The following is a 17608-nucleotide window of genomic DNA, read 5'->3' as shown; positions in this document are numbered from 1 at the left end:
TAACCTGGCTTCTTACTTATCTCATTCCCTTTTTGGGGCTTTAGGAGGTTGCTCCATCCAACCTTTTTCTATCAGTAGGTTGGCACCATCCTCCGAATATAATAAAACCTCATCCGTTAATCTTATAAAATGAGCACCAATATCTTTTCGCATGGTCGTTGATAATGACACACCATAATTGCTAATTCCCTGAGAATTCAATAGAGTGATTAAATTCAGCATGAATTCTTCCGAAAAAGGTGCCTCTTTAGAATCAGTTACACCAAAATTCCAAAAAGAAGGACCTGGCAAATTTTCCGACCTCAGAACATCTGATAAAACTTTAACATGCTTTTCACTAATATCCTTCCCTCGTTGGAAATACTGTTTTATTTCATCTGATTTTGTTACTTGAATAAAACTAGAGGTTAAACTTATACCAATTGTATTTGTAATAATATTATAAAATAAATTAGCAATCTCAACACCTAATAATGGCCTTTTCTCCCCGAACCACCCATTTAAAAAGCTTTGCTTATGTACGATTTCCTTCTCAGTTGGTACAGGAATGTAAGGTGCTCTTACCCACAACCCTTTTTCTAATAATAAAGTTCTTGTTTTACTTACAACTTGTGTTCCATCTGAAATACACTCTTCATAATACTTTGAAACATCTTCTCTTGCGACACTATTCAAAGCCATCGCACTAAAGTTTAAATTACCCTTCCCAATAAACCAGGTGAACATTAGGATGAATTCATCGGTATAGAGTTTCTTTGCATGAAGATTTACATCATCTTTTGAAAATCCCATTGGCTTAGCAAATTCATTATCAGCAAATAGCTGTTCAAGAGTACTTTCATGCTTGTTACATAATTCAAATGTATAATCGACCAATCGCTTTATTTCCGGATCTTCTACAATTGATTGAAAGTATGTTAGTAATGTAACATTCATGCTTTCAAATTGATAACTAGACCACAAAAAACCCATCTCAGTAGCAGTGAGCAGTATTTTACTCTTATCCATACGATCCTCCTAAAAGTCTTGATATGAAGTTATTTTGACCTTTTATTCATAAAATAATCTTACACTTATCTAAATTTCTAATAGTAGATTTTTGATTCTTTTTAACTGTTGAACTAAGATGAAATAAAAGGAGCTGATTAAAATGAAACAAGAACTCATTGAACGATTGACTAGATATGTTAAGGTAGATACACAATCGAACGAATATAGTGAAACATGCCCGTCTACACCTGGACAAATCACACTTGCCCATATACTGGTTGATGAGTTAAAACATATCGGCATGGAAGACGTAACAATTGATGACAACGGATATGTAATGGCCACACTTCCTTCTAACACAGACAAAGACGTTCCAACAATTGGATTTTTAGCACATCTTGATACGGCAACTGATTTTACAGGTAAAAATGTCAATCCACAAATCATCGAAAGCTATGATGGCAAAAAGATTGTCTTAAATGAATCTTTAAATGTTATTTTGTCCCCAGATGACTTTCCAGAAGTAACAACCTATAAAGGCCATACATTAATTACAACAGATGGCACCACACTGCTTGGTGCAGATAATAAAGCTGGGATTACTGAAATTATGACAGCTATGGCTTACTTGGTTCAGCATCCTGAGATCAAGCATGGTAAGATTCGTGTTGCCTTTACCCCAGATGAAGAAATCGGTAGAGGACCGCATAAATTTGACGTGAAGGCATTTGATGCCAAATATGCATATACAGTTGACGGCGGACCTTTAGGGGAGCTTCAATATGAAAGCTTTAATGCAGCATCTGCAAAAATAATAATAAAGGGAACCAATGTACATCCTGGTACAGCCAAAGGGAAAATGGTAAACTCCATGAAAATTGCGATGGAATTGCACGGAAGACTTCCGAAAGAGGAAGCACCGGAGTATACGGAAGAATACGGAGGGTTTTACCATTTAAGCTCATTTGAAGGTGATGTTGAGAAAACGTCATTAAGCTATATTATTCGAGAATTTAATAAAGAGGAATTTACTCGTAAAAAAGAGAAACTTCAACAAATTGTCAAAGACTTACAAGAAATCTATGGTTCAGAAACCATTTTACTTGATTTAAATGATCAATATTATAATATGAAAGAAAAGATTGAACCTGTAAAGGAAATTGTAGATATCGCTTATAAAGCAATGAAAAACTTAGAGATTGAACCAATGATCAGACCAGTTCGCGGAGGCACAGACGGGTCACAGCTTTCATACATGGGACTTCCGACACCAAACCTTTTTACGGGCGGAGAAAACTTTCATGGGAAATTTGAATATATTTCGGTGGATAATATGGTTAAGGCCACTGAAGTGATTATTGAAATTACGAAGTTGTTTGAAGAAGAAGGCGAATAAGACTACTGAGCAAATTATTTTATACCTAGAACTTTTTACAGTATAATCCGACTCATTGGATTAATACTAGACAAGTTCAATCCTATGTTACATAACGAAAGGAGTTTGTATATATGCCACAATCAATACAAAGAAAAACAGCACTGATTACCGGAGCTGGAAAAGGTATCGGACGTGCTACTGCAATTGCACTAGCTAAAGAAGGTGTGAATATTGGACTTTTAGCAAGAACTGAAGCTGATTTGGTTTCCGTTTCAAAAGAGATTGAAGACTTGGGTGTAAAGGTTGCCTTTGCTACCGCTGATGTTTCTTCAATGGAAGAAGTTGATGCTGCAGTAAGTCAACTAACAAATAGCTTAGGCACTTTTGACATTTTAATAAATAATGCAGGAATCGGGAAATTCGGCAAATTCCTTGAGCTTGATCCACAAGAATGGAAGAAGATTATTGATGTGAACTTAATGGGCGTTTACTATGTAACACGTGCCGTACTTCCTCAGTTAATCGAAAAAAATGGTGGAGACATTATCAATATCTCATCAACCGCTGGACAAAAGGGAGCACCTGTAACAAGTGCATATAGTGCTTCAAAATTCGGGTTACTTGGGCTAACTGAATCTCTAGCACTAGAGGTAAGAAAGCATAATATCCGTGTTACAGCATTAACACCAAGTACTGTTGCCACAGAGTTAGCGTATAAAGAAAATTTAACAGATGGCAACCCTGAAAAGGTGATGCAGCCTGAAGATTTAGCTGAAATCATCGTTTCGCAATTAAAGTTACATCCGCGAATTTTTATCAAATCAGCTGGAATGTGGTCTACTAATCCTTAGATATAAAACTAGAGGTTATCACATTGATAACCTCTTTTTTATACCTTATTGACTAGCATTTGCTTGTTTACTTGAATTGACTTCAACTGACTTCATCTGCTTTTTAGACGGCCAGAATGCCCATTTTCCTAATAACACCGTAATTGCAGGTACTAAAAAGGGGCGAACAATGAACGTATCTAATAGCACTCCGATTGCTGTGATTGTACCGAAGTGAACAAGAATTTGGATCGGCAGGGTGGTTAAAACCGCAAACGTTCCTGCTAAAATCAGACCTGCTGACGTAATGACTCCACCCGTCTCTGCAACACCTTCTTTGATTGCTTGAAGCAAAGGCTTCTTCTTACTTTTCTTCCAAATACTTGAGATCATAAAAATATTATAATCTTCTCCAAGAGCAACAATAAATACAAATGCATATAGCGGAATAAAACCTTGTATCGCTTCAACACCAAAACCGTAGTGCAGAATAATCCATCCTAATCCCAAAGCACCAAAATACGATAAAATGACGGTCGCAACTAAGTATACAGTTGCAACAATCGATCTTAAATACACAAGCAGTAACAAGAAAATTAGAATGATAACAATTGGCACAACTAGTTTTTCATCTTGCTTGGTAACCATACTTGTATCATATTGCTCTGCTGTTTGGCCGCCAATCCAGACCTTCTCTTCTGGCTCCGAAACACCTAAGCTCTTTAGGTGCTCTATCAATATTTGCTTAATTTGCGGAATATAGCTCATGGCTTCATTTGAATATGGGTTGACATTGAGTTCTACTTCATATTTTAATAGTTGACTATTATTCTCTCCTCTAATTACTTCATCAGATACCTGAGATATATAAGAAAGCTGCTCAAGCACCCGGCGAACTGCACCTTCCTGATCTGATTCTACAATAACACTAACTGGTGCTAATTCACCTGAATTAAAGTGATTCGTAAGTAAAGTAAAGCCTTCCCGAGATGGCATATCCTCAGGGAATGATGATAGTGTGTCATAAGTCAGTTCTACCTTTGTTGAATAGAAAGAGAATATCACTAAAACAGCGGTCGTTATAATGGTAACCTTCCAAGGATGAGTTGTTACTAACCGCCCGATTGTTGACCCAATCTTCGGCTCAGGACTTTTCACCTTGAACTCTTTTCCACTCATATTCGCCTTTTCTCTAAGCATCTCTGGTGTTCTAGGAATAAACGGGAAAAATGATACTCTTCCAAGAATCAATAATATCGCTGGAACAAGAGTTAAGCTTGCAATCATCATAATTAAAATCGCTACACTAAAAGGAATGGCGAATCTATGAATGGCTCCATAATCTGCTACCAACAAAACAATAAGCGCCGCTACTACAGTAAGCCCACTCATACTAATTGCTCCCCAAGAAGATGCAAAAGCTTCTTTAAGTGCAATATATTTATTTGCTTCAACTTTTAACAGTTTTCGATAATTTGAGATAAGAAATAAACAGTAATCAGTCCCAGCACCAAACAATAATACAGTCATTATTGCGATTGCTTGGGAATCATATTCAATCCATCCTACATTGGACATTGCTCCTAATATTGGACTTATCACTGAATAAGCAACCCCAACGCTTACTAGTGGAATTAATGCTAATATAGGGGATCGATAAATGATTAACAAGATGACTAACACAATGATTACCGTCCCGATAAGAAGAGAAAGATCTCCTTGGCTGAATAATTCCGTTGCGTCAACTGAAACCCCAGCAGGTCCTGTTGCTCTAACAAGTAGTTGATTACTTTCAACACTAACATCAAACGGATTTTTAGAGAATATATCCGTTGCTACTTGTTCTATTTGAACAAGTCCGTCGCTGATCTCACTCGTCTCTATGTTTTCAGCGAATAGAACAGGGAGGACGAAGGTGGTACCGTCTTGTGAAACCTGTTGCATTATTACTTCCGTTGGCATTAAGTGAATTGGTGGCACCATTCCTTGTTCAATTGGATCTTCGTTTAATTGTTTAGCAAGTTGTTGGATCCCTTGTAGATCTTCAACCTCTAAACCCTCTGACCTGTGCCAAGTAAGCAATGCTGGTAGGCCATTCTCATTCGGAATTCTTCTTCTAGTAACTTCTCAGCCTTCATTGATTCCGTTTCTTTTAAAAACACCTCAGCCTTTTCATTCTTTTCTGAATCTGCTGAGGGAAAAATAGCAGACAGTAACCCCACAGCTACTATCCAAACTACAACTGTTAACCATTTTCCTTTTTTTAAGGAAGGTACTATAACATTTCTCCATTTTTCTTTCATGATTATCCCCACTCCCTCATAAAACTTATCAACTGATAAGGTATAGTCAAAAAAACAAAAAAGACTTTGAGAAATCTTTTGAACTTCCTAAATGAAAGTCGTGAACAACAAATTATTATTGTTCACCCAGACCTCCAATAAAAATATTTGTAACTAATGTGGCTTTTCGCTGTGCTTCTTTCTGTTTTTCTAAAGGATTATTATATTTTTCCACCGAAAGTTGAAACGATGACTTGATCATATCTAAAAGAAAATATGCAATTTCGGTCTCATTTGTGCCAAGCTGCTCAAGTTCTTTTAATGAACCCTCTTTTTTGCCATCTTCGATCATCATAACAACTGGATCTAAATAGCTTTTAATCCACCATTTCCTTATAAGAATCTGTGTCTCCATATCCATTTCATGCTGTAAATCATGGAACATTTGAGTTAAATCCTCATGATGATTCATGAGCATATAATAGGTAACCTGCTCCAATCGTTCAAACAGTGTTGTATACCTCTTGTATACTCGTAATAAAGCTGTTTCTGTTCTCTCCATCATAGATCTAACAACCTCGATATAGATCATTTGTTTATTTCGAAAATGGTGATATAAAGCAGGTTGAGTTAATCCACAGGAGTCTGCAATTTGTCTCGTAGATACTGATCTATACCCATATGTCATAAATAAACGTTGAGCTGCACTAATAATAATTTGTTTCGTTTCCTGATTTGTTTTATCGTTTGAATTTCCTTTTATAACCATAATCTTTCCTTTCACTCGCTTCATTTAACTTATCACTTGATAAAATCATATTAACGTAAAAAAAATAAAATGCCAATGTTTCTAAAAAATTATGGTTGTCTGCAATAAAATAGCCTTTAAATGAGGGAGTAATTTTCACTATAAACAATATTAAGATAAGAATTTTTAATATGTCTAAATTTTTTGTCAATAAATGAAGAAATCTGTCCCAAACAAGACTTTGGAACAGAAAATACTTATTTTAGTTTTTTGATACGGGTAGTTAATAAAGAGCAGCTTACCAACCAAGATATACACAGCTATTGATAAGATGCTATTCATTCAACCAACTAAATCACATTGAACTAATTCAACCAGTGCCAGTTTAATCCATCCATAATAATTAATGCTAAAGCAATTAAATCAAACGTTTTCATTTCTATCTTCTAGCTATAAAGTGTGTTATATAAATTGAGTAAAACCAGTTGAAATGGCTACATGTTAGATTTTTAAAGTCTGTACTTCTTTTAAAAACCCTAGTGCTTGTTTTACTGTATCAAAGTGAAATTCTTTTGCATGATTTGATTCCCTGGCTGTTCTCTTCAGCTGTAGTTTTGCAATAGAACTATTTACGACCACAGCAGCTCTTTGCATACCATTTTGAAGTAACCACTCCTGGTGCTTGACGATCTCCTTTTGTGTTGCCGGAAGCAATACCGTAATCTCACTCATATCCACTAATAAATCGAATTCGTCTATATTTAATTCTGTTAAATAGCTAGCAAGCTTGTCATTTACTTCTTGGACTTCTTCCGGTGAAACCTTTCCCAGCCACGCCAAACCAAAGATTCTTAAATTTTGATCAATCACTTCTAGTTTATACATATGTATCATCCTTTGAGTATTGTTGTATAACATTTGTATAACCATTGTACATTATAGTTTCAGCGTTGAAAAGAATTATATCTTATAAAAATTATTTTTTTATTAACGTTGCTATTTTTAATTGATACACATCATATAAAATGAGAGTAAAACATAGAAGTAAGGGTTCTTCATGGAGATTCTAATGCTGAAGATAAGCTTTATGGAATGCTTGAGCATATGGATGCACAAATTGTTTACTTTCAAAACGAGTTAATAGAGATTAGTGAAGAAGTCGGGACTTATTTTGAATGGGAAGAAGTTGAGAATAATTATTTTACGTTAAGCCATAGATTTTTAACTTATATAAGGTAAAAGGGGAGATATAGATGGAAACTCTTTATAATCGAATTGGTGACTCTTACGATATTACTAGAAGAGCAGACCCCGAAATAGCTCGTCTCATACGGAATCATTTGGATATACCAAACGGCAGTAAAGTACTAGACGCTGCTTGTGGAACAGGAAATTATACAGTCGCATTAGCTCAATCAGGATTAGAAATGGTAGGAGTCGATATTTCTAGCAAAATGATTTCACAAGCACATGAAAAGTCATCGGTCATTAATTGGGAAGTAGCGAATATTGAGAAGTTGCCTTTTGAGAATAATTATTTTAATGGTATAGCATGTATTTTAGCCATCCATCATTTTGAAAGTCTTTTAAAATCTTTTCAAGAAATCTACCGGTGTCTAGATTTCGGTAGCAGATTTGTCATCTTTACATCCACTCCAGAACAAATAAATCTTTATTGGCTTAAAGAATATTTCCCAAAAGCAATTGAAGCTTCTGCTAAACAAATGCCTACATTAGCAGAAGTAACTAAAGCGCTTGGTGATTCTGGATTTAGCATAGTCGGAACTGAGACATTCTTGGTACAGCCTGACCTTGAGGATTTTTTCCTGTATAGCGGAAAATTCAAACCTGAGCTTTATTTAGATCCACAAGTACGGGCAGGCATATCAACCTTTGCAAATTTATCATCTGAGGAAGATGTGGAAGATGGGTGCAAAAAACTTAAACACGATATAGATACGAATCAGGTTGAAAAGGTTATTTCTAAGTATAGTAGCTATTTAGGTGATTACCTCTTTATCATTGCGGAAAAGAAGTAACATACAAAAAGTTATCTACGTGGTCTTGAATGGCAATTGAAATCTTATTTTGGTGGAGAGGGCCGAAATGATCGGTAGGGGGATCAGGCTAAGAGTCTGGCTGCTAATAGACGGAAGAATTCCGCTTAATTTGTTGTTACTATTAAAAATAAACCCCTATAGGCGGAGAAATTCCGCCTATTAGCTTAAAAAATTCGAAAATGAGAGGTTTTTCTTTGCCTAACCGGAAAATTTCCCCTTATACGCCCCGAAACTAGCTCCATTTTTCATTTAACAGGAAATTCTCCGCTTATTAACTTTTGCTGGTTACTTGATTAAAAACAATCATCTATTACACCCAAAACACAAGGAAGATACTTGCTTTGGGCACTACTATGATGTATTTATTCATAAAAAAGGAACTCGCCAATAGTTATGACGAGTTTACCTTTTTATTCCCAGTAAGACCTTAATTTCGGCATGTATTTCAAGAAAAGCAGTAGAAATGATACCTTTTAGAATAGACATACCTCAAATCCTTCCTACCGGTATTAGTTTATAAACGAAATAAACAATATCCCAATGGTTGCTAAGATTGTAAGGTGTACACCGTTTGCTCTTAAACCTACCTGCACACCTGAAATGCCCGCAAAGCGACTAACCATTAAATTCAATCCAGAGAATGGACTTAATGCACTTGAAATGGACCATGTTAGAAGTAATAGCATTGCCAATGCAATATTACTAATTCCTAATTCCTGCGCATTTAATTGCATCGCTAAAGCACCTACAACCGCGATTTGGTGAATCCCCACATAAGTAACAACCAAACCGCCGGCAAGAATCGCTAACGCAAACAAAATAAATGAATGACCCGCAAGATCAACTAAGTAGGCATTCACCCCATTTGCTAGATTGGTCCCTTGAAGGGCAAATCCTAATAATCCGGCACTCATAAATAACATCATTTCATTATTCATCATTGGTACTGTACGATCACGATAGTCAATGAAAAAGGGCTTTAATTTCCTTCGCGCATGTTTCGTAACAGCCGATAGTAGAGGGATGAAAATTGAAATTAAACAAACAATGACAACCATCGACCAGTGAGTAATACTTTCAATGATTAAGCATGTAGACATTAAGAGAACGATAAACAATGAAAGTATTATTAATTGATTTCGATATTTCTTTTGAAGTTGTTGTACTTGGTGAGATTGTTCTAAAATTGGATTTTTTCGCTCCCAAACGACAAATAAAACATTTCCTATAATTAGAGAGATAAGAGATAAAGCAATCCCATATAAGATATATTCCTTAAAAGGAATATTTAAATAATAGAGTACTAGAGAAACAGATGCAAAATAGGGAGACCACAACACCGAAGTCGAAAACCCCACTAAATAACTCTTAGCTGAGACAGCCGAAGGAAGCTTTAAATCTTTAAGAAAGTCATTAATAATTCTTACAGACCCTAAGCTTAAAACCGGACTTAGCAAGAACAACGTCGTTGTAATTCCAGCATAAAGCCTTCTAGGTTGATGTAATAAATTGCGTAATAAAGCTGAAATTGCTTCAAAATAACCACCAAGTCGAAGCGGAATTGATAACAACGGGGCTAGAGTTATCAAACATAGGAGAGGCAGAATCGTAAAGATACCATTGCTGATCCCTTCTACTCCTGTTCCTTTAGATATTTCTAGCATAACTCCCACAGCCATCATAAAAAAGCCTAACCACCTAGGGAGGGGGTCAGCATTTGAGGAGCTTGCTATAAATGCAGCTAACGCTAATAAAACCACGATATACTGCAACCAATTAATCTCCACAAAATAATGAAATAAATATAAAATACACATACTCAATATGAGATAGGTTCTCATGCTTATGCCTCTTTCTTTTACTACAAGGTTTTAGTCATACTAAAATTTATAGTTTCTATCGTAAACCTATTTATTTAATCTGGCAATCTTACATTTTATTCAATTTTATGGATTTTATAATGGATTAATGTTAAGGAAATTTGTTTTTCGAATAGGAGCTCATGCGTTTTGAGGAAGGTAACCACATGATTTGCTGTAGACAGCCATAAGTTTATGGATGGCATTAATCAGTTTCTTTGGACTGCGAGGTTCACTTCGTCAAAAGCTAGTCCTGAAGTTTTGCTCCATTCGGACAGGTTGGGTTGGAACTAAGCTAAAGCTGTCTGAAGTCACACTCTCTTCGGACAACTTGAGCTGCACTAAACTAAAAACTGTCTGAACTCAAGCTCTCTTCGGACAACTTGAACTCCACTATGCCAAAAGCTGTCTGAATCCCGCTCCTAAGTTGAGTTATTCTACTACAAGGAAAGGGGAAGGAGGGCACTAAAACGAAGCGAATAGAGATCCTCCCCCAATGTCTCTATTCCTATTCACATCATGAAATCAGCTGCCTCGATACACTTGATATCCCCAGGGAGATACAAGTAAGGGGACATGATAATGACCGTTTATTTCTGTAATACAAAATCTAACTGGCACTTTTTCTAGAAAGTGCGGTTCACTGATCTCAAGCTGCTTTGTTCGGAAGTAGTCGCCTATATGAAACACAATTTCATATTCACCTAGCAACAACTCTTCACCTGACAAAAAGGGGGAATCCAACCTACCATCCTTATTGGTTAGGCTTGATTTCAAATATATAAGATTTGAAGACTCATCTTTCTTATATAAATCTAAGTGTACATTCTGTGCTGGTTTACCGTGAGTTAAATCCAATACATGTGTAGATAATCCTGACATTACTTCACCTTCAATCTTTATACGTTTGCTTCTTCAATAATTTTATCTCTTAATCGAAATCCAGCAATTTTATCAATTTCAGTAAGAGCAATCGAAAATTCCTGCGTTTCCGTGCTCTCAATTCTCCGTATTAATGATTGATAAACGTCATCTTTGGTCTTGCCTTTCACAGCAAAAATAAAAGGAAATCCAAACTTTTTCATATATTCTTTATTTAATGATTGAAAGCTATGGAATTCTTCTTGACTTAAATTTTGAAGTCCAGCTCCTTGCTGCTCCTTATTTGAGTCATCGCTCATTTCAATTCTATCACCTAGATTAGGATGTGCCCTTATCAGTTCAAGCTTATCTTCAACTGGTGCATTCAAAACAACCTCCATCATCGCTTTATGTAATTCATCGACTGATGAAAAGGGTCTATATACTGCTGCCTTTTTCGCCACCCATGGAGAGTGCTCATAAATCTCACCGAGCGTTTCTGTAAATACTGTATCACTCATATTATTTAATTTACCTAGATTTATCATATGCGTCTCTCCTTCTCTTAAAAAATGAAGTAATTAAAACGATACAGATTATTCAGTAAATTGTCATTATGCAGATTGAACAATAATCGATAGGAACATACAGCGTTTATGACAAAGTGAACCTCTCCAACTCAATATACTTTGTAGGGGAATACGACGCTAATGTTTGTTTAAAACCTATGAATCTAAGATTGTTTTAATTTGGAATGCTAAACGAAGCTGTAGGGTTGTTTCAGAATCAGTCAAACTTCTACCAAGTAACTCCTCGCATTTTTCTAGGCGATATACGACTGTATTTCGATGAACATATAATCGTTTAGCTGTCTCAGAAATTTGACAGTGTGTTTCTAAAAACACAAATAGCGTTTGAGTAAGAGTAGGGTCTTCTTCAAATTCTGGGGCTGATAGCCCAGCTAGTGCATTTTGATAAAAATCTCTTAAATCTTGTAAAGCTATACTACGTAGCAATTCCATAATATCCTTTGTACGATAGTTTTGGATAAACGCTAGCTTTCCTGTTTGTAATCCAATCTCAAGCGAATCTTCTGCTTCTTTGTATGCATTCTTTACATTCAATAAATTCATTGAAACATTACTAACGCCAAAAGATATCGTTCTACCAAACTGGTTTTTAATTTTTCCCTGAATTTCTTTTATTGTTGGTAAAACGACAGCGTTCATTTGATCCACGTCATTTAATTCAAAGAGAAGTGAACACACATCACTTTTAGTAAACATATGTGAGCGAAAGGGAAAGAATTTAAGTTCATCCTCAATAAATTCATAAATCGCATCAATTTTTAACTGATTTTGAGTGTAGCTTCCAATCACCTTATTTCCATCTATTAATCCGTTTAAACAAAGGTATTTTTGGTCATTTTGTAAAAAGAACTCTTTTGCTCGATTGATAATCTCTTCTTGTGATGAATATTCTCCATCCACAAAGTGATAAAAAAAGTCATTTTTTACTCTTTTATAATGCTGATTAAGCGCATTTTCCTTCATTAGCTCGAAGGAAAGAACATTGGTTGCCTGCTCTATTGTTAATATAGTTGAATGATCATTCGGTAAGATTTCATTAACTATAAGTAGGTAGCCCGCTTTTTTATCGTGTGTATAGACAGAGAAGAATGAATAGGTTTCTTTATTTTCTAAAATAGAAAACATGAAAAAAGGGGTGTTAGGAAAGAAAAAGTAGTGATCATTAGAATTAAATCGCTTTAATGGTTCAATGTATTTTTCATCAGATTTGGAGAAGTAAATCGGTTTTGCGTATGGATCTAATAAAATAACTGGTGACCCGATCATCGCTGATAAGCTTTTCAATAACTGGGAAATGCCTTTTCCACTCAATATGTGGTTCGTAAACTTTTTGTGTGTATCGATCGCATATTGCAATTCATTGGTTCTTTTATCAAGAATATAACTTAAAGTTGTATTAACTACATCTCCAAGAGACGATTCAATTGGCAGCTCGAAAATAGGGAATGCTAACTCATCAGCCAATGCAATTGCTTCTTTAGGAATTTCATTTAAAAACCGTTTCGTTTTAATGCCAAGTGCTGCACAACCTTTTTGTGACATTACTGTGATTAACTCCAATAGTAGGGCTGGTTGGTCTTTCAAGTGATATGCAGTCGTAACAAGGAGTTCATTTGGTTTTAGAAATGAAATAATATCAGGAGCATCCATCATGTTAACATGCAATACTTCACGGTTTGTCCCTGTATGACCACCAATTAAACGACATCCCCCAAGTGAGGGAATATTTAATACTTCAGATACTCTCATCAATGATCCTCCTTACATAAAGCTTTGACAGCTTTAAAAACTACTATAAACCTAGTAGAGTGGCGTCTTTTCTTTCTATAAAACAAACTCATTTCTCAAAATAATGCTTTTATACATTAAATATAATCGCAACATCATTCAGAAAAAAAGCGCAATTAAACTATATAATATCATAATATTTTAACTCTTTAGTCAAATAGCACAAAAAAACAATAAATATCTTACACTTTTACCAATGATGTACATAAGTACAATTGATAAGATTAGAAAAACAACTAGCAAAAGTGAGTTTATTTTTATAAGAACGACATGACAGGAGGAATCGCTGGTGGCATTAGACTCAAAGTATATATTTGAACCTCAATATGAAGCAGAAGCAATGGTTAAATGGCTGTCTTCATTTGGTCAGTCTAAAAACGGTGGTGTTAATCGTTTACTTTATTCACCTTCATGGGTTAGTGCCCAACATGCATTAAAAAATAAAATGGAAGAGTTGGGCTTTAGCACCCATTTCGATAGTGTTGGAAATTTGTTTGGAAGAATTGAAGGATCAGAGCCTCACAGCAGAACGATTCTCACTGGCTCCCATATTGATTCGGTGATTGATGGCGGGATTTATGATGGTGTTTATGGAATTATTGCAAGTTTGCTTTCAGTGAAGAAATTAATCGAGCAATATGGGCAACCACAGAAACCAATTGAAGTCGTTTCCCTTAGTGAGGAAGAGGGGAGTCGTTTTCCATTAACCTTTTGGGGTTCAAAGAATATCACTGGCAAGTATTCTCTTGACCATGTTTTTAAAATGAAAGACACAGACGGAATCAGCTTTTTGGAAGCGATGAAGGAAGCCGGATTTCCCCCTGAACATTATAAGTCACCAAAACGGACAGATATCGACTGTTTCATAGAATTACATGTAGAGCAAGGAGTCACCCTCGATCGTACGAAAACTTCACTGGGAATTGTCAGTCATATTGTAGGACAAAGGCGCTTTAATATTCGAATAATTGGTGAAAGTAATCATGCTGGAACAACACCAATGATTTATCGAAAAGATGCCATGTTGGCTGCATCTAATTTAATCTCCTACATTACGAATCTTGCATTCGAAACAGATCACCAACTAGTAGCAACCGTTGGCAAGATGACACTAAAGCCTAACGTTCCAAATGTTATAGCTGGAGAGGCCCTATTCACACTAGATATAAGACATTATGATGAAGAAATACTAGATTCATTTTGCAATCAACTATCATCTTACTTTCATGCATATGCACGAGAAAATATATTCGAGATTGAAGTAGATCAATGGTTAGATATCAAGCCCGTCAAAATGGATACCTTATTAACAAATGAACTTAAACAAATAGCAGAAAAAAGAGAGTTATCACATTTACCATTAGTAAGCGGTGCAGGACATGATGCTCAAGTATTCGGAACGTACTGCCCGACAGCTCTATTATTCGTACCTAGTGAAAAAGGAATCAGTCATTCTCCGAAAGAATCAACCAAAAAAGAGGATTTAGAAAAGGGGATTTGCGTTTTAACAGATTTACTATATACCTTAGCATATTAAAAGGGGGTCACCCAGATGACATATAAAGATTTAAATACGCCACTTCGGACGATTATGACACCAGGTCCTGTTGAGGTTGATCCTCGAGTACTTAGAGCAATGAGTACTCCTATTCTTGGACAGTTTGATCCTGCATTTACGAATATTATGAATGAGGTTATGGATATGCTTCGGCAGCTTTTTCAAACCAAAAATCGCTGGGCATTTCCTGTAGATGGAACCTCACGTTCAGGAATTGAAGCACTTTTATGTAGCGTAATCGAGCCTGGTGATAAAGTATTTATCCCGATATTTGGTCGATTTGGATATTTACTTACCGAAATTTGTGAGAGATATGGCGCTGACGTTCATACCCTGGAATGTGAATGGGGGACTGTTTTTCAACAAGAAGTGATAATTGAGGAAATGAAAAAAGTTTCACCCAAAATAACTGCTATAGTCCACGGAGAAACATCAACCGGCTGTATCCAGCCACTTGATCAAATTGGGAAAGCCTGTCGAGAATTAGATATTTTACTAATTGTGGACGCTGTTGCAACCACTGGCGGTGTAGCTGTAAAAGTCGATGAATGGTATATTGATGGGGTTGTAGCCGGAACTCAAAAATGCCTTTCCGTTCCTTCAGGGATGGCTCCGATTACTTTTAATGAACGAGTGGAAAAAGTAATTAATGCACGAAAAAGAGTTGAGAAGGGAATATCTACTGAAGAAGATCGCTTGAAGGAGCAACAGTTGAGTTCTCCATTTATCAAAAGCAATTATTTTGATTTAAGCATGCTTCAGGATTATTGGGGTCCAAGAAGGTTAAATCATCATACAGAAGCAACCTCTATGCTTTATGCACTTCGGGAAGGGCTGCGCCTTGTATTAGAGGAAGGCCTTGAAGAACGTTTTTCGCGCCATGCATATCATGAGAAAGCCCTTATTGCAGGTATAGAAGCAATGGGACTTGAGCTTTATGGAGATCGCGGATGCAAACTACCAATGGTCACATGTGTTTCTGTTCCTTCGGGTGTAGATCCTGAGTCGGTAAGACACATGCTGCTAAATGAGTTTGGGATTGAAATTGCAAGCTCATTCGGACCTTTACACGGGAAGATTTGGCGTATTGGATCAATGGGATTTAGCTGCCGGAAGGAGAATATTCTTTTTGTATTAGGAGCTTTAGAAGGGGTGCTTGTTAGGCATGGTGCAGATATCAATGTCGGGAAAGCACTACAAGCTTCATTGAATGTTTATCTTGAAGGCTAGGGGTTTAATTATGCAAGGGTGCTTTGCCTGGAGAGGGCGACACCCTTTTTTAGAAAAAGTGCATTATGAACATGCTGGCAGTTTCACGCCACTAACCAATAAAAAAGGTGAACTCAGTAAGGACTCTACACCTACTGAGTTCACCTTTCTCATTTCAAATGCCTATTTACTCAACTCATTCACAAATTGCAATAACTGCAAATCCTTATTACGATTTGCAATTAAAGATAGCCCAACAGGCTTCCCATGATACTCTCCTACAGGCAAAGTCACTTGGGGTAAACCGGCTAATCCTGCAATACAAGTTAATTTCATCGCCCGTGAGCGGTATTCCTCAAGCTCGTCGGATGGAAGATTCTTTATTGGCGCAATTCCAGGTGCAGTTGGAATGACCAATATCCCGTCCTCTCCTAAAACCTGTACCATATATTCACTTATTTTTTCCCGAAAATAAAACTTATGCTTATGTTCATCTTTTTTTAGCGTACTGGCCCATTCAAACCGGTCTTTAATCCCTGGACCAAATGTAGGATGTTCCTTCTCTATCCATTCTTTATGGGCTTCCCAAATTTCCATGGCTTGTAGTACCCGAAAGGTATTTGTCCATTCACCAAGTCCCTCCTTCGACAGTTTGATTTCCTCAAATTCCAAACAAACTGCCTTTAAGTTAGGTAAAAATGCTTCTAGCGATATACCAATTTGGTCATTAAGAACTAACTCCCACGCATCATTAGGATAAATTAAACGCTTGAAAGGTTTACTAGTATCTTCACTTGATTCTTCTATCAGGACTTCTCCAACCATTTGAAGAATTTCGGGACTTCTTGCCATCCAACCTACTGTATCAAAGCTATCGGCTAAAGGGATGACTCCTTTGATATCCACCAAACCGTGTGTTGGCCTGATACCATAAATCCCACAATACGAAGAAGGAACTCGGACAGACCCTCCTGTATCTGTTCCTAGTGCAAAATCAACGGACTCTCCTGCAACTGCTACAGCGGATCCACTTGAAGATCCACCAGGAATATGATCAGGTGCTTTAGGATTAACTGGTGTACCATAGTGAAAATTTTCTCCATTCAAACTATACATAAGCTCATCGGTATGTGTAGTGCCTTTCAGAATTGCCCCATCTTTAAGCAAAGCAGTAATCACAGGAGCTGTAAAATTTGAAGGCTGATGAGTTCTTAAATAATCAGGATTACCTGCTGTATTACGGTGACCTTCAATTGCAAATACATCTTTTACTGAAAATGTTAATCCGTCTAATTTTCCTGATTCTATAGGTTCAATCGCTACGTCTATATCCATATATGCATTAAAACGATCCTTCATTTTCTTCCCTCCAAAATGGCAAAGTGCCAGGCACCAATTACAGATGCCAGGCACATTCCTGTTTTATTAATTTTGGCTATTTTCGTATACAATGTT

The 17608-nt window shown here is 36.4% G+C and carries 14 protein-coding genes and 1 pseudogene; 6 read left to right on the top strand and 9 right to left on the bottom strand.

Annotation, left to right across the window (positions count from 1 at the left end):
- Positions 1 to 21: 21 nt before the first annotated feature.
- Positions 22 to 1008, bottom strand: coding sequence for a DUF3231 family protein (locus tag BK579_RS02275; protein WP_078543330.1), 987 nt, complete (start codon positions 1006 to 1008; stop codon positions 22 to 24).
- Positions 1009 to 1150: 142 nt separating this feature from the next.
- Here BK579_RS02275 and pepT point away from each other — a divergent pair, with 142 nt between their 5' ends.
- Both pepT and BK579_RS02265 read left to right on the top strand, forming a co-directional pair.
- The gene (pepT, locus tag BK579_RS02270; protein ID WP_078543329.1) at positions 1151 to 2386 is read left to right on the top strand and encodes a peptidase T; all 1236 of its coding nucleotides are present in this window, start codon (positions 1151 to 1153) and stop codon (positions 2384 to 2386) included.
- 113 nt (positions 2387 to 2499) lie between these two features.
- The gene (locus BK579_RS02265; RefSeq protein WP_078543328.1) at positions 2500 to 3219 is read left to right on the top strand and encodes a 3-ketoacyl-ACP reductase; all 720 of its coding nucleotides are present in this window, start codon (positions 2500 to 2502) and stop codon (positions 3217 to 3219) included.
- A 45-nt stretch (positions 3220 to 3264) separates the two neighbouring features.
- On the opposite strand, the pseudogene BK579_RS02260 reads toward BK579_RS02265, so the two are convergent.
- The 3 genes and pseudogenes from BK579_RS02260 to BK579_RS02250 all read right to left on the bottom strand — a co-directional run bounded on the left by BK579_RS02260 (position 3265) and on the right by BK579_RS02250 (position 7113).
- A pseudogene (locus BK579_RS02260) lies at positions 3265 to 5501 on the bottom strand (MMPL family transporter).
- 115 nt (positions 5502 to 5616) lie between these two features.
- Positions 5617 to 6273: a TetR/AcrR family transcriptional regulator gene (locus BK579_RS02255; protein ID WP_078543327.1), complete on the bottom strand. Its 657-nt coding sequence runs from the start codon at positions 6271 to 6273 to the stop codon at positions 5617 to 5619.
- Positions 6274 to 6729: 456 nt separating this feature from the next.
- The gene (locus tag BK579_RS02250) at positions 6730 to 7113 is read right to left on the bottom strand and encodes an STAS/SEC14 domain-containing protein (protein ID WP_169891037.1); all 384 of its coding nucleotides are present in this window, start codon (positions 7111 to 7113) and stop codon (positions 6730 to 6732) included.
- Between the two features lie 207 nt (positions 7114 to 7320).
- On the opposite strand from BK579_RS02250, the gene BK579_RS25990 reads away from it, so the two are divergent.
- Both BK579_RS25990 and BK579_RS02245 read left to right on the top strand, forming a co-directional pair.
- Entirely contained in the window at positions 7321 to 7467 is a 147-nt protein-coding gene (locus tag BK579_RS25990; RefSeq protein ID WP_204524658.1) for a hypothetical protein, read from the top strand.
- 14 nt (positions 7468 to 7481) lie between these two features.
- Entirely contained in the window at positions 7482 to 8267 is a 786-nt protein-coding gene (locus tag BK579_RS02245; protein WP_078543325.1) for a class I SAM-dependent methyltransferase, read from the top strand.
- 530 nt (positions 8268 to 8797) lie between these two features.
- Here the strand turns inward: BK579_RS02245 and BK579_RS02240 are convergent.
- The 4 genes from BK579_RS02240 to BK579_RS02225 form a co-directional block, all read right to left on the bottom strand.
- Positions 8798 to 10111 (bottom strand): hypothetical protein, encoded by a 1314-nt coding sequence (locus BK579_RS02240; RefSeq protein WP_204524657.1) that lies wholly within the window; start codon positions 10109 to 10111, stop codon positions 8798 to 8800.
- Positions 10112 to 10672: 561 nt separating this feature from the next.
- Positions 10673 to 11029, bottom strand: a complete 357-nt coding sequence (uraH, locus tag BK579_RS02235) for a hydroxyisourate hydrolase (protein ID WP_078543323.1) — start codon at positions 11027 to 11029, stop codon at positions 10673 to 10675.
- Positions 11030 to 11046: 17 nt separating this feature from the next.
- Entirely contained in the window at positions 11047 to 11556 is a 510-nt protein-coding gene (gene uraD, locus BK579_RS02230) for a 2-oxo-4-hydroxy-4-carboxy-5-ureidoimidazoline decarboxylase (RefSeq protein ID WP_078543322.1), read from the bottom strand.
- A 177-nt stretch (positions 11557 to 11733) separates the two neighbouring features.
- On the bottom strand, positions 11734 to 13347 hold the full coding sequence (locus BK579_RS02225; RefSeq protein ID WP_078543321.1) for a PucR family transcriptional regulator: 1614 nt from the start codon (positions 13345 to 13347) through the stop codon (positions 11734 to 11736).
- Between the two features lie 379 nt (positions 13348 to 13726).
- Here BK579_RS02225 and allC point away from each other — a divergent pair, with 379 nt between their 5' ends.
- Positions 13727 to 14923 (top strand): allantoate deiminase, encoded by a 1197-nt coding sequence (gene allC, locus BK579_RS02220; RefSeq protein ID WP_078550324.1) that lies wholly within the window; start codon positions 13727 to 13729, stop codon positions 14921 to 14923.
- Between the two features lie 15 nt (positions 14924 to 14938).
- Positions 14939 to 16174, top strand: a complete 1236-nt coding sequence (locus BK579_RS02215; protein WP_078543320.1) for a pyridoxal-phosphate-dependent aminotransferase family protein — start codon at positions 14939 to 14941, stop codon at positions 16172 to 16174.
- A gap of 162 nt (positions 16175 to 16336) precedes the next feature.
- Here the strand turns inward: BK579_RS02215 and BK579_RS02210 are convergent, their stop codons facing one another.
- Complete coding sequence (locus BK579_RS02210) at positions 16337 to 17512, bottom strand: amidase (protein WP_078543319.1); 1176 nt, start codon at positions 17510 to 17512, stop codon at positions 16337 to 16339.
- Between the last annotated feature and the right edge of the window lie 96 nt (positions 17513 to 17608).

The sequence above is a fragment of the Litchfieldia alkalitelluris genome (assembly GCF_002019645.1).
Classification (GTDB): domain Bacteria; phylum Bacillota; class Bacilli; order Bacillales; family Bacillaceae_L; genus Litchfieldia; species Litchfieldia alkalitelluris.
The sequence above is the reverse complement of the archived record's forward strand: the minus strand, read 5'-3'. Positions and strand labels throughout refer to the sequence as shown.

Coding starts and splice junctions, on each gene's coding strand:
- BK579_RS02275 (WP_078543330.1), bottom strand. CDS start 1,008: ATGGATAAGAGTAAAATACTGCTCACTGCTACTGAGATGGGTTTTTTG.
- pepT (WP_078543329.1), top strand. CDS start 1,151: ATGAAACAAGAACTCATTGAACGATTGACTAGATATGTTAAGGTAGAT.
- BK579_RS02265 (WP_078543328.1), top strand. CDS start 2,500: ATGCCACAATCAATACAAAGAAAAACAGCACTGATTACCGGAGCTGGA.
- BK579_RS02255 (WP_078543327.1), bottom strand. CDS start 6,273: ATGAAGCGAGTGAAAGGAAAGATTATGGTTATAAAAGGAAATTCAAAC.
- BK579_RS02250 (WP_169891037.1), bottom strand. CDS start 7,113: ATGTATAAACTAGAAGTGATTGATCAAAATTTAAGAATCTTTGGTTTG.
- BK579_RS25990 (WP_204524658.1), top strand. CDS start 7,321: ATGCTTGAGCATATGGATGCACAAATTGTTTACTTTCAAAACGAGTTA.
- BK579_RS02245 (WP_078543325.1), top strand. CDS start 7,482: ATGGAAACTCTTTATAATCGAATTGGTGACTCTTACGATATTACTAGA.
- uraH (WP_078543323.1), bottom strand. CDS start 11,029: ATGTCAGGATTATCTACACATGTATTGGATTTAACTCACGGTAAACCA.
- uraD (WP_078543322.1), bottom strand. CDS start 11,556: ATGATAAATCTAGGTAAATTAAATAATATGAGTGATACAGTATTTACA.
- BK579_RS02225 (WP_078543321.1), bottom strand. CDS start 13,347: ATGAGAGTATCTGAAGTATTAAATATTCCCTCACTTGGGGGATGTCGT.
- allC (WP_078550324.1), top strand. CDS start 13,727: ATGGTTAAATGGCTGTCTTCATTTGGTCAGTCTAAAAACGGTGGTGTT.
- BK579_RS02215 (WP_078543320.1), top strand. CDS start 14,939: ATGACATATAAAGATTTAAATACGCCACTTCGGACGATTATGACACCA.
- BK579_RS02210 (WP_078543319.1), bottom strand. CDS start 17,512: ATGAAGGATCGTTTTAATGCATATATGGATATAGACGTAGCGATTGAA.